The following is a 21517-nucleotide window of genomic DNA, read 5'->3' as shown; positions in this document are numbered from 1 at the left end:
CGAAGGAGGCTGCCGTGGGCGCGGTCAGGGACGTACTGCGACGACCCCTCGGACACTTCACCGAACGTACGCTCGCCGGCTTGGCGCTCGTGCTCGGTGCCGGGGTGGGCTTCGGGTTGCTGCTGGTGCTGGTCCGGGTGCGGTGGTCGCCGCTGTACGACGTGGACCACGGTGTCGCCGAGTGGCTCAACGACCAGGTGGCGCCGATCGGGCCGCTGGTGACGGTGCTCAACGCCATCACCGACCTCGGTGGGCGGACGGTCATCATCTGGTTGGTGACCGTGGCCGTGGTCGGGTTGCTGATCCGCCGGCAGGGCCGCCTCGCGGTGTTCCTGATCGCCACGGGAGTGGGCGCGCTGGTCCTCGACCCCTCGCTCAAGACACTCGTCGACCGGTTGCGCCCCGAGGTGGACGTGCCGATCGGCGCGTACGCGGGGCAGAGCTTCCCCAGCGGTCACGCGCTCGGGTCGATGGTGGCCTATGGCGCGCTGCTGCTGGTGTTCCTGCCGGCGATGGCGCCCCGCTGGCGTCGGCCGGCGATGGCCCTGGTCGCCACCGTCGTCTTCCTGATCGGGTTCACCAGGGTCGCGCTCGGCGTGCACTTCCTCTCCGACGTGATCGGTGCCTGGCTGCTCGGCGCGGCCTGGCTGGGCGTCACCGCGTACGCCTTCCGGTTGTGGCGGTTGGAGCGGGGACGGCCCGCGGCGCCGCTGACCGAGGGGTTGGAGCCGGAGGCCGGGCATGAGGTGGCGCCGGCGCCGGACGAGGAGAAGCTGCTGCCGCACGCTCGGGCCGGCATCGCCGAGATCATCGTCGGCTGGGTGCTGGTGTTCGGCGCCCTCTACGGCTTCGGCATGTTCGTCAGCTACCACGCCGACAACACCTTCCTGGCCAGCCTCGACGAGACGGTGCCCAACTGGTTCGCCGAGCAACGAACCGCCTCGCTCGACGATTTCAGTTGGTGGTGGAGCAAGGTCGGCGACACTCACGCCATCCTGGCGATCTCGCTGGTGTTCTGCCCGCTGGTGCTGGCGATCTGGCGGCGTTGGCGGCCGGTGCTGTTCGTGGCGTTGACCATGTTCGGCGAGTTGACCCTCTTCCTGGCCAGCGCGGCGGCGGTGGACCGGCCGCGCCCGCCGGTGGAGAACCTGGACGGACCGATGCCGACCTCGTCGTTCCCGTCCGGGCACATCGCGGCGAGCCTCTGCATCTGGGTCGCGATCGCCGTGATCGTCTTCCCCCGGACCGACAGGTGGTGGCGGTGGGTCTTCGTGGCGCTCGCCGTGGTGATGCCGGTCGGGGTGGCGATCTCCCGGATGTACCGGGGCATGCACCACCCGACGGACTTCATGGGCGCGATCCTGCTCACCTCGCTCTGGATCGGACTGTTGTACTGGGTGGTGCGCCCCAACGAGGACGTCCGGCAGGGCAACCAGCCGGCCATCGAGTCGGAGGACGTGGACACTCTCGATGACGAGCTGGCTCGGGCCGGCCAGCCGGGCTGAACCGGCCGTGCTGAGGGTGATGACCTGGAACATCCGTACCGGCGGTCGGGACCGTGACGGTCCGGACCGGCGCGAGCTGGTGGCCCGGGTCATCACCCAGCAGCGGCCGGACGTCCTCGCGTTGCAGGAGCTGGGTGGTCTCGACGTCGCGGGCCTGGCCAGCGGCGTCGGGCTCCGCCCGTTCGTGGCCCGTTCCTGGCTGGGGCAGCCGGTCGCACTGCTGGTGGCCCCGCGGTGGCCGGTGCTGGCCGCCGCGCCGGTACGCCGGCCGTTCCACCACGCGGCCCAACGCGTGGTGGTGAGCACCGACGCCGGTCCGTTGACGGTGCTCGGCACCCACCTCGACCCGTATTCCGGCACGCGCCGGCTGGTCGAGGCGGGGTGGGCGGTCGCCGCGCTGCGCCCCCGCCACGACGGCCTGGCGCTGCTCGCCGGTGATCTGAACACCCTCGATCCGTACGCCGGGCACGCCGACCAGGTTGGTCGGCTACCGCCCGCGTACCGTCGCCGGCATCTGCGTCGGGACGGGCGGACGGTGGAGACCCGAGCGGTGGCCCGGCTGCTCGCCGCCGGGCTGGTGGATCTCGGAGCGGACGCTGGACCGACTGTGCCGACCGCCCACGGTGGTGCCGAGTTCGCCGACATGCGCCTGGACTACCTGCTCGCGACTCCCACCCTGGCCACCCACCTCACCCACGTAGGAGTGCTCCGCACCCCCCACACCGACCACGCCTCCGACCACTACCCCCTACTAGCCGACTTCGCCCTCACCCCGCCTCTGCCGGGTTGATCAAGAGGTTCTGGTCTCCGACGTCGGCGTGTCGGGACCAAAACCTCTTGGTCAACACCGAAAGGGCTCCTCACCGTTCACAGGTCGCGCAGTCGGGGCAGCAGTTGTTCCTGCGCCCAGTCCAGGAACATCGGCTGGCTGTCGCCGCCGACCTGAACCAGTGCCACGTGGGTGAAGCCGGCGTCGACGAACTTCTTGAACGCCGCCACGTGCTTGTCCACGTCGGGGCCGCAGGAGAGCCCGGCCGCCACGTCCTCCTCACGCACGCTGCGGGTGGCCGCCTCGAAGGAGTCGGTGTCGGGCAGGTCGCTGTTGACCTTCCAGCCCAGGCCGAACCAGCGGAACTGGTCGTGGGCGATCTTGCGGCACTCGGCCTCGTCGGGGCCGTAGCAGATGGCCACCTGCCCGTACCGCGGACGTCCGGCCCCGCCGGCCTGCTCGTACATCTCGACCAGGCGTGGCTCCGGATCGGTGGCGATCATGCCGTCGGCGTACTCGGCGGCCAGGGTCGCCGACTGCCGGCCGGAGGCGGCCACCGCCATCGGCACGGGGGTGTCGGGTCGGTCCCAGAGGTAGGCGTCCGGCACGTCGAAGTGGTTACCGGAGAAGGTCAACGTCTCCCCGTTGAGCAGCGGGCGGATGATCTGCAACGCCTCCTCGAACATCTCGTGCCGCTGCTGTACGTGCGGCCAACCGCCCACCACGTGCTCGTTGAGGTTCTCCCCGGCACCAAGGCCGAGGGTGAACCGGCCGTCGGAGAGCACGCCCAGCGTCGAGGCCTTCTGTGCCACCACGGCCGGGTGGTAACGGCGGATCGGGCAGGTCACGAAGGACATCAGCGCCGCCCGGGAGGTGGCGTGCGCGACAGCGCCCAGCACGGACCAGGCGTACGGCGAGTGACCCTGCGACTCCAGCCAGGGGTAGTAGTGGTCGGATATGACGAGGTGGTCGAAGCCGACCGCCTCGGCCCGCACGGCGTGGTCGACGAGTTCCTTCGGACCTGCCTGCTCGCACATCAGGGTGTAGCCGATGCTGACCATTGACGTCTCCTTCGAGCCGGGGGCGGGTCATTCCGGATACCCCGGGCCGGATCGGTCAACCCTGCTCGACGCTTGACGGTGCACCGGCCCGTGCATACCGTTGTCTGAACCGGTTCAGATGCCGGCGTGGTGTGCATCCTGTGGTGGGGATGTCCGCCCCCGTGACGACTCGGTGTCTCCTGGGTCGTCACGGGCAGCCGGCGTACTGAACCGGTTGCTTTCGCTAACCCATCGGCATACGCTGATGCCTCGCCGGGTCTGAACGCGGCTGTCGGGCTGCAGCCGCTCACCTGTCACTCACCGCACCCCCTGGGCACGGGGGAGACACCTCCTGCGAGGAATGCATGAGAAAACTGTTCGCGGCCGTCGGCGCCGTCCTGCTGGCGACCGTCGCCGCAGTCTTCGCCTTCGGACCTTCGGCGCACGCCGCCGCCGGCTTCACGGTCAGCAACGGGCGGCTCTACGACGCCAACGGCAACGAGTTCATCATGCGTGGGGTCAACCACGCGCACACCTGGTACCCGAACCAGACCAGCTCCTTCGCCGACGTCAAGGCTCTCGGCGCCAACTCGGTTCGGGTCGTGCTCTCCAGCGGCGACCGGTGGACCCGGAACAGCGCCAGCGACGTGTCCAACGTGATCCAGCTCTGCAAGGCCAACCGGCTGATCTGCGTACTGGAGGTGCACGACACCACCGGGTACGGCGAGCAGAGCGGCGCGATCACCCTGGACCGTGCGGTCGACTACTGGCTCAGCATCGCCAGCGCGCTGAACGGCCAGGAAGCGTACGTGATCGTCAACATCGGCAACGAGCCGTACGGCAACCAGAACTACTCGTCGTACGCCACCGACACCGCCAACGCGATCCGTCGGCTGCGCGACGGCGGCCTCACGCACACCATCATGGTGGACGCCCCGAACTGGGGGCAGGACTGGTCCTTCACCATGCGCGACAGCGCCCCCACGGTCTTCAGCGCCGACCCGGCCGGCAACACGGTCTTCTCGGTCCACATGTACGGCGTCTTCGACACCGCCGCGGAGATCAGCGACTACCTGGGTCGGTTCCGCAGCCGTGGCCTGCCCATCGTGGTGGGCGAGTTCGGGCACAACCACTCCGACGGCAACCCCGACGAGGACGCCATCCTCTCCTACACCCAGGCCAACGGCATCGGCTGGCTGGGCTGGTCCTGGAGCGGCAACAGCGGTGGCGTCGAGTACCTCGACATGGCCACCAACTTCAACCCGAACCAGCTGACCAGCTGGGGTGAGCGGTTGTTCAACGGCACCAACGGCATCCGGCAGACCGCGCGGCAGGCCAGCGTCTACGACTCGACCCCGCCGACCACGCCGCCGCCGTCGACTCCGCCGCCGTCGACTCCGCCGCCCTCGACGCCGCCCCCGTCGACTCCGCCGCCGAGCGCCGGTTGTACGGCGACCTACTCGATCAGCGGACAGTGGCAGGGCGGCTTCCAGGGTGAGGTGCGGGTAAGCGCCGGCGCCAGCGCCATCAACGGCTGGACGGTGCGCTGGACATACGCCAACGGCCAGACGGTGACCCAGTCCTGGAACGCCACGGTCTCCAGCAGCGGTTCCACCGTGACCGCCCGCAACGTCTCCTACAACGGCCGCCTCGGCGCCGGGGCCAGCACCACCTTCGGCTTCCTCGGCAGCTGGAACGGCACCAACTCGGCCCCTGCGGTGGCCTGCACCGCAAGCTGACATCGCGCCGTCGATGGCCGGGCCCGCACGGGCCCGGCCATCTCTGCTTGTCGGGCCGTCTCGTCAACGGTGCGCCGGTGCCCCAGGGTTCCGGCGTCGTACGACCCGGCGAGACGGCACGAATCCGTACCGCATCGGCTTGTTTTCAGCGACCTCACAGGCCCGCTCGATAGGGTGCGCTGGTCCGCGTCCGGTCCCGCATGGGAGTTCGGGCACCAGACCCCGCAGGAGTACCGATGGTCTTCAAGAAGATGCTGAGCGCGTTGGGCGTGGGCGGTCCCAGTGTGGACACCGTCCTGGCCAACCCGAACACCCGGCCCGGACTGGCACTCGACGGTCAGGTCAACCTGCTCGGTGGGGACGCCGCGGCGGACATCGAACACATCGCCATCGGTCTGGTCACCCGGGTCGAGATCGGTGAGCAGGCCGGCGTGATGGAGTTCCACCGCCAGGTGGTCAGTGGGCCGCTGCAACTCGCGCCGAAGCAGACGCTGTCCATCCCGTTCCAGCTTCCGCTGCCCTGGGAGACGCCGATCACCGCGGTCTACGGTCAGCGGCTGCACGGCATGTCGCTGGGGCTGCGTACCGAACTGGCGATCGCCCGCGCGGTCGACAAGGGCGACCTGGACGAGATCAACGTGCACCCGCTGCCGGTGCAGGAGCGCATCCTGGAGGCGTTCCTCCAGCTCGGCTTCCGGTTCAAGAAGGCCGACCTGGAGCGCGGCCTGATCCACGGGGTGCAGCAGACCCTGCCGTTCTACCAGGAGATCGAGTTCTTCGCCGGGCCGCAGTACGCGCAGACCATCAACGAACTCGAACTGACCTTCGTGACCAACCCGCACGGCGTCGACGTGGTGCTGGAGTGCGACAAGCGCGGCGGCTTCCTGGCACCCGGCCACGACGTCTTCGGCCGCTACCAGGTGGCCCACACCGATGCGGAGCGCTCCGACTGGGCGCAGGTGGTCGACGGCTGGTTGCAGGAGACCATCGGCCGCTTCGGTGCCATGCGCGCCCAGGCGTTCGGCCCACAGGGCTATGGCGGCGCGCAGAAGTTCGGCCACCCGCATCAGCGGGGCGGCGTCGGCATGGGCGGGGTGGTGGCCGGCGCTGCGCTGGGTGCCGCCGGTGGCATGCTCGCCGGCCACATGATCGGTAACGCGTTCGAGGGCGCCGAGGACGAGGTGTCCGAAGCCGCCGGGGACTTCGGCGGCGACTTCGGTGGCGGTGACTTCGGCGGCTTCGAGGAGTTCTAGGCACGACGAGACGGTGGCCCTTCGGGATCTCTCCCGAAGGGCCACCGTGCGTACGCGGGCCGGTCGCGGCCTCGCCGGTGCGGGGGTCACCGCCCCCGCTTGCGCTCCTCACCGGAACGCTTCGCGCTACCGGCCTTGGCCAGACCACGGCTGCCCAGGTAGCCGAGGGTCAGCAGGGTGATGAAGAACCACGCCTGGCCGGGGTTGTTCAGGTTCAGCCCGTACGCGCTGGTGCCACGCCAGAAGGCGGCGATGACCACGGTGGTTACGGCAGCGGCGTAGATCCAGAACTCGGTGGTCAGGAACGCCTGCTTCGTCTCCGTACCCGGTGCCGGCATCGGCTCCCGGTGCCCGTCGTGCATCATCGGCATCTGACGGGTCGGTGCCTCCTGCATGGCCGCGCGGTTCTGCACGTCCTGCGCCGGGCGGTTCATCGGCCTGGTAGATGCAGCCTGCGTGCTCATCTGTCCTCCTCAGGATTGATGAGTCGTAACCTGCGACCCTCGCCCCGCTACCGCGTGTCGGCCACGGCACGGTTCGCGCACTTGGCGGGGGCACCCCGCGTCTACCCCCGCCGACGGGGGCAGTAACGCCCGCCCGTTCCGCGATTCCCGCCGTTCGCGCGGGCGACGCCGGGCTGCCGCGTCGCCCGCGCTCAGGCTCACCGCAGGCCGTTGCGAATGGCCACGCCGACCAGCAGGTCCGGGTCGTCGGTGATGATGCCGTCGACTCCGAGGTCGATCACCCGCTGCATCACCGCGGCGTCGTTCACGGTGTACGGGATCACCTTGAGGCCGTACCGGGCCTGGAGGGTGCGTACGTCCGGTCCGTGGAAGTACGTCGGGTCCTGCCGCAGGTACCAGTCCGGGTGGCTGACGGAACCCTGTGCCGGGTCGTGCACCTGCCAGTTCGCCGACACCGTGGCAGCGCCGGCAGCCCGGGTGAGCTTGCCCAGGTCCCGGTACTTCCACCAGTCCAGCCCGGCGGTCCACGGGCTCTTGACCGACGGGTCGCCGTACACCGCCCGCAGCGAGCACTCATCCGCCAGCCCGGCACACTCCGCCGGCCCGTACTGCCAGACCAGGGCGACCGTCTCGATCCGCCGGTCCAGGCGCCGGGCGTAGGTGATGGTGCGCCAGTCGAAGGACTGGACGGTGACCCGGCTGGTGAGGCCGGCGCGCTGCACGGCGGTGACCAGCTTGCGGGTGAAGCTACGGTACGGCTCGGTGTCGTCCACCAACGGGCTGATCTTCGTCTCGATGTTGAACCGGATGTCCGTCCGGCCGCTGGCCTTCACCAGCGCGAAGACCTCCTCCAGGGTGGGGATCCGGGCACCCGGGACGGGTACCTGGTCGGGCAGTTCGGCAGCGGTCTTCGTACCACAGTCGAGGGTCTTGAGCTGCGCGAGACTGAGCGAGTGCACCAGCTTGCCCACGTACGGGAACTGCGGGTCGCGCGGCCTTACCGGTGCGGTGTCGAGACAGTGCGAGCCGTTGACGGTGCGGTCGTGCAGCACGACCAGCCGGCCGTCGGAGGTCACGCCGGTGTCCAGTTCCAGGGTGGAGATCGCCGGGTTGGCCAGCGCGTTGGCGAAGGCGGGCAGGGTGTTCTCGGGCCGGGTCGCCCGACCGCCGCGGTGCGCCTGGATGTCGAACGGCGACGCGTACGCCCGGGGCAGCCGGTAGCCGCGCTGGGCGAGCAGCGTACGCAGCCGGTCCGGGTAGTCGGTGATGATGCCGTCCACCCCGTCGTCGATCAGCTTGGCCATGGTCGGCACGTCGTTCACCGTCCACGGGATCACCGTGATGCCGTTACGGTGCGCGTGGGTCACCAGTTCCCGGGTCACGTACGGCCGGTAGCCGGGGTCGGTGACGGTGCCGTTCTGCGGGAAGCCGTGCACCGGTGAGAACGCGGTGACGCCCAGACTGCGGATCGCCCGGATCGGGTCGCCGCCGAAGTCGTCGATGTCCAGCCCACCCAGCCACGGCGAGGCGCCCGGCTGCCCGACCTGGAGGAAGTCGTAGTTGGTCAGCGCCACCAACGGCAGTCGCGGCTCGACCTGACGCATCCGCTTGAGCGCGCCCCAGTCGAAACTCTGGATGGTCACCTGCCGTAGCAGCCCCGCGGCCCGGATCTCCTTCGCGGTGACCTGGACGAACTGTTCCCGTGGCGCGGTCTCGCTCGGCGCTCCCGCCTCCACCTTGGTCTCGATGTTGAGCGTCACGTCGTCCGCCCGGTACCGCTTGACCAGGTCGAAGACCTCGCTCAGCAGCGGCATCCGAGCGCCCGGCACGGCGAGTTGACCGGGTCGGTCGGGCAGCGTACGTGAGCCGCAGTCGAGGGTGCGCACCTGTGCCAGGGTCAACGTGTTGACGTACTTCCCGACGTACGGGAACTCGGGGTCACCGGGTACGACCGGGGCGGTGTCGGTGCACTTCGCGGCGCTGACCCGCCGGTCGTGGGTGACCACGGCCCGTCCGTCCTCGGTGATCTGCACGTCCAGTTCGAGGGTGCTCACCCCGAGCTGAAGGGCGTTGCCGAACGACGCGATGCTGCTCTCCACCCGCAGCCCGAGTCCGCCCCGGTGGGCCTGTAGGTCGAAGTCCCGGTCTGGTCGCGGATGTGCCGCGGCAGGCACCGCCAGCATGGTCGTCACGATCGTCGCGGCCAGGGCCACGACGGCGGTACGGCGTACGATGCGCACGCTGTCCTCTCCCTCCTGCGGGGATCTCCCGCCGAATCCGATGCACAGCATCGGCAGCCGGCGCGGCGGGCAGGCAAGCGCCGTGCGACGACCCGGTGAACCGGCGGTGCGGGTTTGCCGCGCCGGTCACCGGGCACGCACCGAGACCGACCCTTCTGCGAGGTGATGGATCGTGCGTGAGGACGAGATGCGACAGGACGCCGCCCGCCGGGCCGAGGAGCGGATCGCCGGCGGCGTGTACGGCGAAGGTGCCCTGGACGAGGTGACCGTGCCGCCGACCGATGTGGAGAGCCAGTTGCAGCGCGACGACCCGGACGACCCGGCGGACGTGCCGATCGACCCGAACGTGCTGCGCGACGGCGGCCCGACACGCGGCCAGGGCGCGATCACCACGACCGGCGGCACCGCCGGCCCGGCCAGCGCCCGTCGGGTGGCCCGCCAACCGGAGCGCCATCGCGGCAAGGTCGCCCCGACCACCACCGGCGACGCCACCACCGGCGGCATGACCACCCCACCCGCCGGCCCAACAAGCGACAACTCCACCCCCACCACCCACCAGGGCAACTTCGAATAACCACCCACCCACCCACCCCAGCCCCACCCACCCCAGCCCCGGTTGATCAAGAAGTTTTGGTCGGCTCTTGAGATCAACATCGACCAGAACTTCTTGATCAACGCGGGTGGGCACGGGAGGGCGGGTGGGCACGGGAGGGCGGGAGGGCGGGTGGGGGTGGGGTGGGGGTTAGGGGCAACGCCGCTCAGTTAGGGCGGTGGGTTGGTTGTCAATGCTGCCGCGTCGAGGATGTTGATCTTGAATGTGGCGTGGTAGGTGGTGCGGTCGATGGTGCCTTTGGCGCGGTGTTTGGAGATCGCGCGTTTGACCACGCGGGGGCTGATTCGGGTGCGGCGTGGGGGGAGCAGGTCGGCCAGGACGGCGCGGCCGATGGCTCCGACGAGGTCGATGACGGTGTCGGCGATGACACCGGCGGCGTGGGTGATTTGGTCTCGGGCGGCGTGGACGGCGATGGTGAAGCTGGCCCGGTCGGGGTTGGTCGTGGGCCGGCTGGCGGTGGCGTCAGCCATCGCCAGCCGGACCGCTTGGTAGGTGGTGAGCAGGGCGTGGACCTCTTGACTGATCCCGTTCGGGGTTCGGGCTCGCAGGACCCGTCCGCCCAGCAGGGTGGACTTCAACTCCAGGTATGCCGTTTCGATCTCCCAGCGGTGGTGGTAGAGGGTGACCAGGTCCATGGCCGGGAAACGGCGCTGGTCGGTGAGGGTGGTGATCAGCCGGTACCGGCCGATGTGGCGTTTGCCGTTCATGCTCACGACGATCTCGGCGTCGACGACCCGGACGCTCATCGTGCCGATGACCGACAGCCAGGAACCGTCGTGATGGCGGCGGATGACGGGTAGCCGCCGGTCGTCCTTGTCACGGATGAGTAGGTCAGCGCCGGTGCCGGCGAACTGCTCGATCATCGTGCGGGCAGCGAAGCCCCGATCGGCCAGCAGCAGCATGCCCGGGTGCAGACAGCCCAGCAGACGAGCGGCGCAGCTCAACTCGCCGGTGCTGATGGAAGTGAACACCGCATCGATGAGGGTCCGCGTGCCGCACACGACGACCGCGACCAGCCGCAGCATCGGATAGCCCGAGCCGCCGTGAGTTCCGGCCTGACGAGGATAGACCGCGAGGTTCGCCGTGCTGTCGGGCACGAACATGCTGGTGCCGTCGATTGCACACACCAGCAGACCTCGCCATCGCCCAGCCCCGGCAGGCGGACCTGCCACCAGCCGGAACAACGCTGCCAAAGGTTTGTCCCCAACCCGACGGCGAGCCTGAGACAGGGCTGAGGAAGTCGGCATCGCCACCGGCAACCCGTCCAGACCAGCAACCAGCCGAGCCCACACTTGCCGATAACCCAACTCGGTGAACAACCCCGCCGCGAGCAGCAGATACACCACCACCCGCGACGGCAGATCCCGCACCCGAGCCTGCACCGCCCGCGTCTGCGCCAGGACGGCATCGACCATCTCGAAGGGCACCTGCTGCGTCAACTCACCCAGATGACCTGGCGCGAACCGGCCGGCTGCCACCGTGACGGTCCGAGCAATGGCACACTGTTCCAACGGCGGGGCTCCCGGTCCAGAGGCTGTCTTGGAGTGACAAACCTCTATACCGAGACCCCGCCGCCCTCGTCTATCGACACGCTCCTTGACAGACGCCCCGTCTCCCTAACTGAGCGGCATTGGGGTTAGGGGTGGGTGGGGGTGAGGGTGGTTAGGCGTTGGGTGGCTCGGGTTAGGGCTACGTAGAGGTCGCTGGGGCCTCGGGGGGACTCGGCGATGATGCGGTCGGGGTCGGCCACGATGACCGAGTCGAATTCCAGGCCCTTGGCCTCGGCGACGGTCAGCACCACCACCCGGCTCTCCAGCTCCGGTTGCTCACCGACGGCCGCCTCGGGCAGGGCCGCCGTCAGGGCGGTACCGAGGTCGTCGAGCCGGCCGGCCGGGACGATCACCCCGAGCCGCCCGTCGGTCAGCCCGGCTGCCTCGGCGGTGGCGACCGCCACCAGCTCCGCGCCGAGCGACTCCGCCGGCACCGCCCGCTGCTGCGGCGCGAAGCCGCTGGAGCGTACGGCGCGGGGCGGGCGCAGCGTCGGATCGATCTCGTGCAGTACCCCCGCCGCCACCTCCATGATCTCGGCCGGGGTGCGGTAGCTAATGGTCAGCTCGGTCAGCCGCCACCGGTCCGCCACGTACGGGGCCAGCGCCTCCGCCCACGACGGTGTGCCGGCCAGCGCACCGGTCTGCGCCACGTCACCCACGATGGTCATCGAACGGCTCGGGCAGCGGCGCATCAGCAGCCGCCACGCCATCGGGGACAATTCCTGTGCCTCGTCGACGATGACGTGGCCGAACGCCCAGCCCCGGTCGGCCGCCGCCCGCTGGGCGGTGGTGAGCCGGTCCGCCTCCTCCTGCCGTTCCAGCAGCCGGTCGGCGTCCAGCAGGTCGGTCACGCCGAGGATCTCGCCGCCCTCGGCCTCGTCCTCCACGTCGATCGAGCGGGAACCTCGGGCGATCTCCAGCACACCCTCGGCGTACTCGCGTTGCAGGGCCCGGATCCGGTCCCGGCGGGCGGCGGCGGCCCGGTCGTCCTCGCCGAGCAGCTCCGCTGCCTCGTCCAGCAGGGGTACGTCCGCCGGTGTCCAGCCGCCCGGCTCGCGGTGCAACGCGGCCCGCTCCGCAGCGGTGAGCATGGGCGCGGCGGTGTCGATGCGCTCGGGTGCGGCGTACAGGTCGGCGAGCAGGCGTTGCGGCGTGAGCACCGGCCACAGCTCGTCCAGGGTCGCCCGGACCTCCGGCTCCTCGCGCAGCTCCCGGCGGATCTCGGCGCGGTCGGCCTCTTCGAGCAGGTTCTCCCCGCCCAACGGGTCGGCGCCGATGCGTTCGGCCACCTGGTCGGCGAGCGCGTGGAAGACCTCGATGTCGAAGACCGCGCGGGCCAGGTTGTGCGGTCGGCCGCTGCGCCGGGCCCGGTCACGCGCCGCGTGCACGGTGGCCGGGTCCAGGACCAGGACCTCCCGCTGCGGCAGTTCGATCTCCACCGGCTCGTCGGGCACCCGCTGCCGATCGCGTACGGCGTTGGCCAGCACCTCGACCATCGTCAGGTGGCCCTTCAGGGCGGCGGTGGTGGCCGGCTCGGCCCGGTGGGCGCTCACGCCCGGAAAAAGATCGCCCTGGGTACGCAGCAGCACGCCCGTCTCGGCCAGCGCCGGCAGCACCTGCGAGATGTACCGCAGGAACGTCACGTTCGGGCCGACCAGCAGCACGCCCCTGGTCGACAGTTCCCGCCGGTGGGTGTAGAGCAGGTACGCGGCCCGGTGCAGCGCCACCGCGGTCTTGCCGGTGCCCGGCCCGCCCTGCACCACCAGCACGCCCGGCAGGTCGGCCCGGATGATCCGGTCCTGCTCGGCCTGGATGGTCTGCACGATGTCCCGCATCCGGCCGGTCCGGCCGGCGTTCAGCGCCGCCAGCAGCGACGCCTCACCGGTCACCTCCTCGTGAGCGGTGGGAGAGGCGGTGGCCAGGTCGAGCACCTCGTCGTTGAGGCCGACCACCTTCCGTTGCCGGGTACGCAGTTGCCGACGTCGCCGGATGCCCTGCGGGTTGGCGGCGGTGGCGAGGTAGAACGCGCGGGCGGCCGGGGCACGCCAGTCCATCAGCAGCGGCTCGTAGTCACCTTCGGTGTCGAAGATGCCGATTCGGCCGATGTAGTGGCGCTGGTCGCTGTCGGTGTCCAGCCGGCCGAAACAGAGGCCATTCTCCACCGCCGAGAACTGCTCGACCTGGTCGGCGTACATGCGTACCGAGCTGTCGCGCTGTGAGCGGGCCTGCAACGTGCCGCCGGTGGAGCGCAGTTGCTCGGTCAACCGCGTCGCCGCCTGGTCACGTAGGTCGTCGAGGCGCTGGTAGAGCATCGAGACGTACTCCTGCTCGCGGCCGATCTCGTCGTCGGACGGCGAACCGCCGGAGTGCCTTGACAATCCGTCTCCCGATTAGCTAGAATTCGCATTCAGAACGGCTTTCGCGGCCGTTCATTTTTTATGCCTGAACTGCCAAAGATAGCGCGCTGTCGACGGTCAGCGGCGCTCGGTGCAGACCTCGTCGGAGCGGGCCACGGTGTCGGTGGACCAGGCGACCGCGACCGTGAAGCAGTAGTCGAGACTGCGGTTGAGTCCGTAGACCACGAAGCTGTCGCTGCCGGCGGGCAGATCCGCGAAGGGGTTCTGCGGCTGGCCGTTCCGGCCGCCCGAAACGATCACCGGCCCCTCCGCTCCGGCCGGGTAGGTCCACCGCAACGTCACACTGTCCCGGTTGTCACGCAGCGACAGCCCGGTCGGCGGGGCACCGGGGGAGGCGGGGGGAGCATCGCCGGCCGTGGCGGTGGCCGCCGGGCTCGCCGCGCCGCTCGGGTCGCCGCTGGCCGCCGGTGGCGTCGGATCGCCGCCGCCGACCCGGGACACCCCGGCGATGACCGCCGCGGCACCGAGCAGCACCACCACGACCCCGGCCGCGACGATCAGCACCAGCCGGTTCGGCCGGGCGTCCGACGCCGGTACGGCGGTACGGCGTACCGGCACCGGCAGCAGGCGCGACGGAGGCCCGGGGCGTTCCGGCTCGACCCGGCGCAGCCGGTACACCCCGGGCGCCTGCGGCGTACCGGTCAGCCCGACCACGTTCGGCGGTACCGCACCGCCCGCCGGGGGTGGCGGCGGTTCGGGATACGGGTTCGGACCGGGCTGCTCGACCGCCGGCCCGACCCACCAGTCCTCGGGCGGCCCGGCCGGGCCGTCGACCGGCTGCCGGGGCGTGGGTACGGCGGAGGCGGCGCCGCTCGCCGAAGGATCAGTCGACGGGTACCCGTGGCTCGGGTGGTAACCCTCCGCCGGGTGCTCCTCCCGGGCGGTGTGGTGGGCCGCCGGCCACGGCTGCTCGTCCTCCTCCGTCGCCCAGGACGTCGCGGCAGCTGTCCCGGCCGGCTGGCCCGACGGCGGTTCCTCCGGGGCCGCCGCCCACGTCGGCGGCCAGGTGTCGGTCGGCGTGGGTGGGAGGTCGTCGGCCGCCGGGGTACGGGCGGACGGCACGACCGGTTCCTCCACGCTTACCGGTGGGTTGTCGGCGCAGACGTGGTCCGGATTGGCCGCCGCTCGGGCCAGCGTGGCCACCTGGGCAGCCAGCGGATCGTCGGCGGGGAGATGCTGGCGGGCCAGTTCCCGGGCCAGGGCCAGATTGTCCTGCGCCTCGGCGAACTGACCACAGTCGCGCTGCATCGAGCCGAGCCGGGCCAGCATCTTGATCCCGCTCGGGTGCCCGTCGCCGTAGACCTCCCGGTGCAGCTCCCACGCGTCCTGGAGCCGGTCGCGGGCGACCTGGCACTGACCCCGGGCGTACTCCACGGTGGCCAGATCGGCGTGGGCGGCGAGCACCCGCAGCGACTCCGGTCCGTCCGACGCGGTCAGCTCGATGATCACTTCCTGGTACAGCCGCGCCGCCCGCGACCAGCTGCCCACCCGGTGCAGCACCGCCGCCAGGGTGGCCGCGGCGGCCACCGTACGCGGGTCGGAGCGGCCGTAGAGCCGGGTGCTGGCGGCGTACGCGTAGGCGGCCCAACCCCGTGCCGAGTGCGGCTCGCCGAGCGCGATCAGCACCCGCGCGTGCAGGCTGGCCGCCTCGGCCAACTCGGACGTGGCGTTGGCCGGGCGCGGGTCGGCGCCGGTCAGCGCGTCGGCGAGCAGCCGTTGGGCGCCGGCGAGATCGCCGGCGGAGACCAGGTCGTGCGCCTGATCAGTCAGTTCACCGAAGCCGGAGGGCACGCCCCATCGTGCTCATTCAGCGACGTTTAGTACAAGACCCGCGCCGGAGTGGTTCGGTCAGGATCCGGTCACGCTCACCTCAGACGTTCGGCCAGCACCTCGCTGATCCGGCGCAACTGCTCCACCTGGGTCGGGCTGAGGGGGTCGAACAGGTGCCGGCGTACCCCCTCGACGTGGCCGGGCGCGGCGGCGGCCAGCTTCGCGAAACCCTCGTCGGTGAGGTGGGCGATCTGGCCGCGCCGGTCGGTGGGGCAGTCCTCGCGACGCACCCAGCCGGCCGCCTCCAGGCGAGCCACCGCATGCGACAGACGACTGCGCGAGGAGCCGCTGGACTCGGCCAACTCGCTCATCCGCAGCCGACGGTCGGGCGCCTCGGAGAGCCGTACCAGGATCTCGTAGTAGGCGTGCGGCATCCCGGCGTCGCGTTGCAACTCGCGGTCGAGCGTGTCCATGAGCGCCCGGGAGGCGGTCAGGAACGCCCGCCAGGTGCGCTGTTCGTCCGGGTCCAGCCAGCGGGTCATGACCAGCATCATAGCGTGATAGTTGAACACTCAACTAAAGCGGGCTAGCCTTGGCGCATGGGAATCCATCGCCTCAACCACGCCGTCCTCTACGTCAGCGACCTCGACCGCAGCGTCGCCTTCTACCGCGACGTGCTGGGCTTCCGCCGGGTACCGATGACCCCCGAGGGTTTCCGGGGCGCCGCCTTCCTCCAGGCGCCGGGCTCCACCAACGACCACGACCTCGGCCTGTTCGAGATCGGCGCGGGTGCCGGTCGGTCGACCGCCGGCCGGGCCACCGTCGGCCTCTACCACCTGGCCTGGGAGGTGGACACCCTCGACGAGCTGGCCACCACCGCTCGGCGGCTGACCGAGGCGGGCGCGCTGGTCGGCACCTCCGACCACGGCACCACCAAGAGCCTCTACGGTCAGGACCCGGACGGGCTGGAGTTCGAGGTGGTCTGGCTGGTCCCCGCCGACCAGCTCGACGAGGCCGCCCTCGCCGCCCGGACCAGGATCGGTCGCCTCAACCTGACCGCCGAGATCCAGCGTTACGGCGGAGACACCCGGGGCGGCGTCGGCATCTCGGTCCCCGTGTGACACGCCGTCCAGGCGGGCCGGCGTGACGGGTTGCGGTAGAACGGCAGGATGCCGACCAAAGCCGTAGGGCACGCGCCGTTCCTGCGACACCTCGACAGGTGGCTGCCGGCCGCGCTGCGCCGCGCCCGGCGGGCCACCGTCGCCCTCGGGTACGACGGCAGCGACCCGAACCTGGCCGAGCAGACCGTACGCCTGACCGGCGAGCACGCCGCGCGGCTGCGCGGCTGCCGGCTGACCGTCCTCGTGCTCGCCGAGGGCACCGAGGAACTACCGGCCCGACTCGGTGCCGCCGAGGCCGGACTGCCGGCCGAGGTCGCCGTACACCTGATGCCCGGCCCGCCGGCCCGGCTGCCGGTGGCCCTGCGGGCGGCCGGCGCGGCGGGCGCGCCGGTGCTGTCCTACCTGGAGGCGGATGATCCGGTGACGCTCACCGCCGCCGCGACCGGGCGGGGCGCCGAGGCGTTCGTGGTCGCGGCGGCGACGGCCGCCCTGCGGGCGGGGCTGATCGACGCCGGATTCGCGCTGGCCACTGAGGTCGAGTTGGTCGACGCCGACCGGCGGCTCGGCTTCGGCACCGGCTCGGATCGCAGCCTGGAGGAGCTGAAGGAAGCCCTGTGGGCGGGCGGGTTGCGGTTCCGTGACCCGGACGGCGAGCCGCTGTCGCCGGCACTTCCGGTGGACCCGGCACCACTGGGCCGTGCCCTGCTGGCCGAGCTGACCCGCCACGGCCCGCGCACGGTCACCGAGCTGCGCCGGTACGCGGTGACGGAGACCGCCTACCGGGCGGTGGACGCGGTCCGGGCCCTGGACGACCTGCTCGACACCGGCCAGGTGGCCCGGACCCCGCCGGACGGCCGGCTCGGCGGCGACGTGCTTGTCACACCCGTGCGGTCAGGCGCCTGACCACAAGTGAGAAGCCGGTGGCGATCACCCCGATGCTGAACACCATCTGCGCGCAGACCAGCACCCGGGCGAACTGCCCGTTGGCGTGCACGTCGCCGTAGCCGATGGTGGTCAGGGTGGCCAGCGCGAAGTACAACGCGTCGACGCGGGTCTCCAGATTGACGAACTGGGCCGGCGCGAGCCTGGCGATGACGTAGTCGGCGAGGGCGAAGGCGAGCAGACCGGCAATCAGTGCGAGGACCAGGTGCGTCACCGGTGGTGCCGCGCGTTCGTGCGTGGCGGCGACGATCTGACGGCGTACCTGGCCGGTGACCAGCCGGGCCACCACGCCGAGAATCAGCACGGTGAGACCGATACGCAGGCCGAGCCGGGTGGGGTCGGGATCGGACTCCACCGGCACGACGAAGTAGGTCACGAAGAGCAGCCCGCAGGCCAGCGAGGTTCGCCGACGCGTCAACCGGTGGTCCGCTTTCTGTTTCATGTCGAAATTGTCCGGCCCGGCGGTGCATCATCGGTGCGACCCGCCCGGGTCAGCGGAAACGGTTGGTGCGGCCAGAAACAATGTCGGGGCGCCGGGGGTGCCGGCGCCCCGCTGAACGTCGGCGCTTCAGGACTTGTCCTGCTTCCAGTGCAGCGGCCCCGGCAGGTCGACGCGGTGCGCCTTGGCCCGCGAGTTCCAGGACCAGCGACCGAGCTTGATGCTCCAGGACGAGAAGCCGTTCTGCGTGAAGTGCAGGATGAGCGGCCCGAACTTCTTGCGCTTACGCAACATCACACCCATTGTGGGGCTCCCTTCGAGACTTCCCGTACGGGCTCGAAGATGCCCATTGCGTCGATTCGCCAAACCAAGCCGAATCCGCAGTGGAGTTCAGTCGCTCGGCTGATTGACGAACAACCCGGGTGGGGGAGCATCAGCGGGGTTCCCAGGCGTCCGGCTGCGTGGTCAGGCGGCGGACGTGGGGCGGTAGCCGACCGTCGAGCAGGTCGGCCAGGCTCACCTCGTCGACGACGCGGCGCAGTGCCGCCCGGACCGCGACCCAGAACTCGGGCAGGTGCGCTGCCACCCCTTCGTACCGTGTCTCCTCTGGACGCCGGCCGCGTACGCCGGCCAACGGGCCCTCCGCGGCGCGCAACACCGCGCCGACGGTGACCTCGCCGGGCGGCCGGGCCAGGGTGTAGCCGCCTTCCGCGCCGCGCTGGGCCCGGACGATGCCGGCCCGGCGCAGGTCGGCCAGGACCGCCTCCAGGAACTTGCGGGGCATGTCCTGCTCCGCGGCGATGACCTGGGTGGACAGCAACGCCGGGTACGTGGCGGCGAGGCTCAGTGTCGCCCGTACCGCGTAGTCGCCACGCGCGGAGATCTGCACTCCGCCATCATGCCGAATGCGCGGCGGCCGGTGCCGCGCCTAGCGGGCCGGATCGCCCAATGGCGCGTCAGGTGCGCTGTCCTGCCCCGTGGACGTCGATTCGGCCGTCGACGGGCGGGCGGGGACGCACCATCGGTGCCGGCGCGGGCCGTTCCCGGGCGGCCCGGAACGCGCCCGGGCTCATGCCGACCTCGCGGGTGAAGAACCGGCCGAAGTTAGTCGGCTCGGTGAAGCCGAGCTGCCGACCGATCCGGGCGATCGGCTCGTCGGTGGCCGCCAGCAGCCGGCTGGCCTGGAGCGCGACCCGCTCGTCCACCACCTGTTTCGCGCTGCGCCCGGTAATCGCCAGGCAGGCCCGGGTGAGGGTACGCACCGAGCAGCCCAGCCGGTCGGCGTAGTCCTCGACCCGGCGACTGGCCTGGTAACCCCGCTCCACCTCGCGGCACAGCCGCCGGAAGGTCTCCTCCTCCGGGCGCGCCGTCCGCCCCGCTCCGGAGGGCAACATGCTCAACCGCAGCAACAGCACGCTCAGTTGATGACGCAACAGGCTGCGGGCGGACCGGGTGTCCCGGTGCCGGCTGGCGTCCACGGTCAACTGGCTGACCTCGTTGATGATCGCGTCCTCGTCCTCACCGGCGAGCTGAAACCAGATCGGCACCTCGTCGGCATCGACGTCGAGCCCGTGCAGCGCCTCCGGATGCCAGCGGACCACCGTGGCGTCCAGCCGGGGCAGGGCGCAGCGCAGTACCTGGCCGGGACGGATCCGCAGCAACGTGCCGGGCCGGCACGGCAGGGCACGGAAATCCACCTCGGCGAGCCCGTGACCACTGGTGGTCAGCACGATCAGCTCGCGGTCCAGCAGCACCGGCCGTCGCCACCCGGAGTCGGGGGCGAGATCACCGAGGGTGATCGTGTCGATCTCGGCCGGGCTGGCGGCAGCATCGGACAGCGCCGTGACTGGGTGACCGGAAGGGACCATCACCTGCGACGTTAGCCCGAGCCCGGCTCGTACGCATCCCTCGCCACCCCGGTATCGCGGGTCGCGGTGCCGCCGGGCGCACAGGGTTGTCCCGACAAGGCGGGACGGTTAGGTTACTGATCGGTAGTGACCTGGTCGTCGTGGCGCCCGCGGTTCGTGACGGCGGCCCCGACACCGGCTGTCCCAGGCCGGAAACGCAAGGGGATGGCATGAAGGATCTGTTCTCCGTCGAGGGCAAGACCGTCCTGGTCACCGGCGGCTCCCGCGGCATCGGCCTGATGATCGCCCGGGGCTTTGTCGCCGCGGGGGCGCACGTCATCATCTCCTCCCGCAAGGCCGATGTCTGCGAGGCGGTGGCCACGGAGCTGTCCACGCACGGTCGCTGCGAGGCGATCCCCGCCGACCTGGGCCGCGACGAGGGCGTGCAGCATCTTGCCGCCGCCGTCCAGGACCGGTTCGACAAGCTGGACGTGCTTGTCAACAATGCCGGCGCCACCTGGGGCGCGCCGCTGGAGAACTACCCGGAGAGCGCGTTCGACAAGCTGTGGGCGGTGAACGTCAAGTCCGTCTTCCGGCTGACCACCGCGCTGCTGCCGGCCCTGCGCGTGGCGGCGGGCCCCGAAGACCCGGCACGGGTGATCAACATCGGCTCCATCGACGGCATCCGGGTGCCGCTCATGGAGGTGTACGCGTACTCGGCGACCAAGGCGGCGGTGCACATGCTGACCCGCAGCCTGGCCCACCAGCTGGCCGGCGAACAGATCACCGTCAACGCGATCGCCCCCGGACCGTTCGAGAGCAAGATGATGGCGTTCGCGCTCGACGACCCCGGCTCCCGGTCCGCCATTGAGGCCCAGGTCCCGCTCGGTCGCATCGGCCGCCCCGAGGACATGGCCGGCACGGCGATCTACCTCGCCTCCCGAGCCGGTGCCTACCTCACCGGCGCGGTGATCCCGGTAGACGGCGGCCTGACCACCCACGGCTGACCCACCGCTCGGACCGGGGATAGGCGGGGGCCGCGCGAACTCGGCAGATTCGCGCGGCCCCGGTTGTCGGTCTGTCAGCGACCGGCGAGCAGCCGGTTCACCGCGGTGTCGACGTCCAGGTGCTCGGCCTCCCGGCCACGCGGAACGACGACGTAGGTCCGCCGCAGGAATCGCACCAGCACGCTGCGGGGTACCTCGAACAGGGCGTTGCCGTCCGGCGACGACAGCGCCAGCGCGACGAAGTCGCCGCGCGGGGTGGCCCAGGGCCAGACCCGTACGTCCCCGATGCCCGCCGGCTCGTCCAGGCCGGTGACCAGCAGTTCGCGGGCGAAGGACCAACTCACCGCCTCGCCGCCAGCCGATTCGGCATGGAACAGGACATGGACCGCATACGGGTCCGCAGGGTCGTAGCGCAGACTGGCGCGCACCGGCAAGGCGGTGGCGTCAGGTGCGACGAGCCTTAGCGACGTCTCGACCTCTACGGTCGTCGGTCGGATGACACTCATGAACGTTCTCCCCCCGGCACCGCTGCGGAACGCGCGTGTCCCGCTTTTCCCATACTCAGCCGCTACTCCTGGCTACGCTCCGCCATGCGCTGACTTCACCCAGTGGTGGGAAGGGGGTCGGAAGGGCCTCGTGAATGTGAAAATTCATGTAGGATTTCCGATTCTGCCCAGTGGGTTCATCCTGCCCGGCATCGGGTTTGTTGAGTCGTCGACTTACTCCGGTAACGTCCAGTCGGCGGTTGCAGTGACGGGCCCGCGCCACACTGGGGCGTGAAATGGTCGCGGACGCCATCCT

General features: G+C 70.8%; 20 protein-coding genes. 8 read left to right on the top strand and 12 right to left on the bottom strand.

Annotated elements, in window-relative coordinates; genetic code table 11:
• The first annotated feature begins 14 nt into the window (after window positions 1-14).
• The gene (locus O7624_RS07460) at window positions 15-1505 is read left to right on the top strand and encodes a phosphatase PAP2 family protein (protein ID WP_093402910.1); all 1491 of its coding nucleotides are present in this window, start codon (window positions 15-17) and stop codon (window positions 1503-1505) included.
• Window positions 1471-2295: an endonuclease/exonuclease/phosphatase family protein gene (locus O7624_RS07455; RefSeq protein ID WP_282239464.1), complete on the top strand. Its 825-nt coding sequence runs from the start codon at window positions 1471-1473 to the stop codon at window positions 2293-2295. Before O7624_RS07460 ends, O7624_RS07455 begins: the two co-directional genes overlap by 35 nt.
• A 77-nt stretch (window positions 2296-2372) precedes the next feature.
• On the opposite strand, the gene O7624_RS07450 is transcribed toward O7624_RS07455, so the two are convergent.
• On the bottom strand, window positions 2373-3335 hold the full coding sequence (locus O7624_RS07450) for a TIGR03557 family F420-dependent LLM class oxidoreductase (RefSeq protein WP_282239463.1): 963 nt from the start codon (window positions 3333-3335) through the stop codon (window positions 2373-2375).
• 344 nt (window positions 3336-3679) lie between these two features.
• Between O7624_RS07450 and O7624_RS07445 the strand changes: the two genes are divergently transcribed.
• Both O7624_RS07445 and O7624_RS07440 read left to right on the top strand, forming a co-directional pair.
• Window positions 3680-5053: a cellulase family glycosylhydrolase gene (locus O7624_RS07445; protein WP_282239462.1), complete on the top strand. Its 1374-nt coding sequence runs from the start codon at window positions 3680-3682 to the stop codon at window positions 5051-5053.
• A gap of 236 nt (window positions 5054-5289) precedes the next feature.
• Complete coding sequence (locus O7624_RS07440; RefSeq protein WP_282239461.1) at window positions 5290-6306, top strand: sporulation protein; 1017 nt, start codon at window positions 5290-5292, stop codon at window positions 6304-6306.
• A gap of 86 nt (window positions 6307-6392) precedes the next feature.
• Here O7624_RS07440 and O7624_RS07435 read toward each other — a convergent pair whose 3' ends face one another.
• Both O7624_RS07435 and O7624_RS07430 read right to left on the bottom strand, forming a co-directional pair.
• The gene (locus tag O7624_RS07435) at window positions 6393-6770 is read right to left on the bottom strand and encodes a hypothetical protein (RefSeq protein WP_093402914.1); all 378 of its coding nucleotides are present in this window, start codon (window positions 6768-6770) and stop codon (window positions 6393-6395) included.
• A 197-nt stretch (window positions 6771-6967) separates the two neighbouring features.
• Window positions 6968-9010 (bottom strand): glycerophosphodiester phosphodiesterase family protein, encoded by a 2043-nt coding sequence (locus O7624_RS07430; RefSeq protein ID WP_282239460.1) that lies wholly within the window; start codon window positions 9008-9010, stop codon window positions 6968-6970.
• Between the two features lie 172 nt (window positions 9011-9182).
• Here O7624_RS07430 and O7624_RS07425 point away from each other — a divergent pair, with 172 nt between their 5' ends.
• Complete coding sequence (locus tag O7624_RS07425; RefSeq protein WP_282239459.1) at window positions 9183-9584, top strand: hypothetical protein; 402 nt, start codon at window positions 9183-9185, stop codon at window positions 9582-9584.
• Window positions 9585-9772: 188 nt separating this feature from the next.
• Here the strand turns inward: O7624_RS07425 and O7624_RS07420 are convergent, their stop codons facing one another.
• The 4 genes from O7624_RS07420 to O7624_RS07405 all read right to left on the bottom strand — a co-directional run bounded on the left by O7624_RS07420 (window position 9773) and on the right by O7624_RS07405 (window position 15911).
• Window positions 9773-11062: an IS4 family transposase gene (locus O7624_RS07420; RefSeq protein WP_282236290.1), complete on the bottom strand. Its 1290-nt coding sequence runs from the start codon at window positions 11060-11062 to the stop codon at window positions 9773-9775.
• A gap of 197 nt (window positions 11063-11259) precedes the next feature.
• Window positions 11260-13485: an AAA family ATPase gene (locus tag O7624_RS07415; RefSeq protein ID WP_282240569.1), complete on the bottom strand. Its 2226-nt coding sequence runs from the start codon at window positions 13483-13485 to the stop codon at window positions 11260-11262.
• A 162-nt stretch (window positions 13486-13647) separates the two neighbouring features.
• Entirely contained in the window at window positions 13648-15381 is a 1734-nt protein-coding gene (locus O7624_RS07410; RefSeq protein ID WP_282239458.1) for a tetratricopeptide repeat protein, read from the bottom strand.
• A gap of 74 nt (window positions 15382-15455) precedes the next feature.
• Window positions 15456-15911 carry a MarR family transcriptional regulator gene (locus O7624_RS07405; protein WP_282240568.1) on the bottom strand — a complete coding sequence of 152 codons (456 nt, stop codon included), beginning with the start codon at window positions 15909-15911 and terminating at the stop codon, window positions 15456-15458.
• Between the two features lie 48 nt (window positions 15912-15959).
• Here O7624_RS07405 and O7624_RS07400 point away from each other — a divergent pair, with 48 nt between their 5' ends.
• Together O7624_RS07400 and O7624_RS07395 are read left to right on the top strand one after the other, a co-directional pair.
• Window positions 15960-16481, top strand: coding sequence for a VOC family protein (locus O7624_RS07400; protein WP_282239457.1), 522 nt, complete (start codon window positions 15960-15962; stop codon window positions 16479-16481).
• A gap of 48 nt (window positions 16482-16529) precedes the next feature.
• On the top strand, window positions 16530-17384 hold the full coding sequence (locus tag O7624_RS07395; protein ID WP_282239456.1) for a hypothetical protein: 855 nt from the start codon (window positions 16530-16532) through the stop codon (window positions 17382-17384).
• Here the strand turns inward: O7624_RS07395 and O7624_RS07390 are convergent.
• From O7624_RS07390 to O7624_RS07375, 4 genes are all read right to left on the bottom strand, one after another.
• Window positions 17359-17865 carry a potassium channel family protein gene (locus O7624_RS07390; RefSeq protein WP_282239455.1) on the bottom strand — a complete coding sequence of 169 codons (507 nt, stop codon included), beginning with the start codon at window positions 17863-17865 and terminating at the stop codon, window positions 17359-17361. The two genes, O7624_RS07395 and O7624_RS07390, sit on opposite strands and share 26 nt — an antisense overlap.
• A 126-nt stretch (window positions 17866-17991) precedes the next feature.
• On the bottom strand, window positions 17992-18165 hold the full coding sequence (locus O7624_RS07385; RefSeq protein WP_093402924.1) for a DUF4236 domain-containing protein: 174 nt from the start codon (window positions 18163-18165) through the stop codon (window positions 17992-17994).
• A 130-nt stretch (window positions 18166-18295) separates the two neighbouring features.
• The gene (locus O7624_RS07380) at window positions 18296-18751 is read right to left on the bottom strand and encodes an Rrf2 family transcriptional regulator (protein WP_210938844.1); all 456 of its coding nucleotides are present in this window, start codon (window positions 18749-18751) and stop codon (window positions 18296-18298) included.
• A 67-nt stretch (window positions 18752-18818) separates the two neighbouring features.
• Complete coding sequence (locus O7624_RS07375; protein ID WP_282239454.1) at window positions 18819-19730, bottom strand: AraC family transcriptional regulator; 912 nt, start codon at window positions 19728-19730, stop codon at window positions 18819-18821.
• Between the two features lie 209 nt (window positions 19731-19939).
• Between O7624_RS07375 and O7624_RS07370 the strand changes: the two genes are divergently transcribed.
• The gene (locus O7624_RS07370; protein ID WP_282239453.1) at window positions 19940-20716 is read left to right on the top strand and encodes a glucose 1-dehydrogenase; all 777 of its coding nucleotides are present in this window, start codon (window positions 19940-19942) and stop codon (window positions 20714-20716) included.
• Between the two features lie 74 nt (window positions 20717-20790).
• Here the strand turns inward: O7624_RS07370 and O7624_RS07365 are convergent, their stop codons facing one another.
• Complete coding sequence (locus O7624_RS07365) at window positions 20791-21222, bottom strand: SsgA family sporulation/cell division regulator (RefSeq protein WP_007457244.1); 432 nt, start codon at window positions 21220-21222, stop codon at window positions 20791-20793.
• Window positions 21223-21517 lie beyond the last annotated feature (295 nt).

It is taken from the genome of Verrucosispora sp. WMMD1129 (assembly GCF_029581255.1).
GTDB lineage: Bacteria > Actinomycetota > Actinomycetes > Mycobacteriales > Micromonosporaceae > Micromonospora > Micromonospora sediminimaris.
This window is presented reverse-complemented; position numbering and strand designations above follow the sequence as displayed.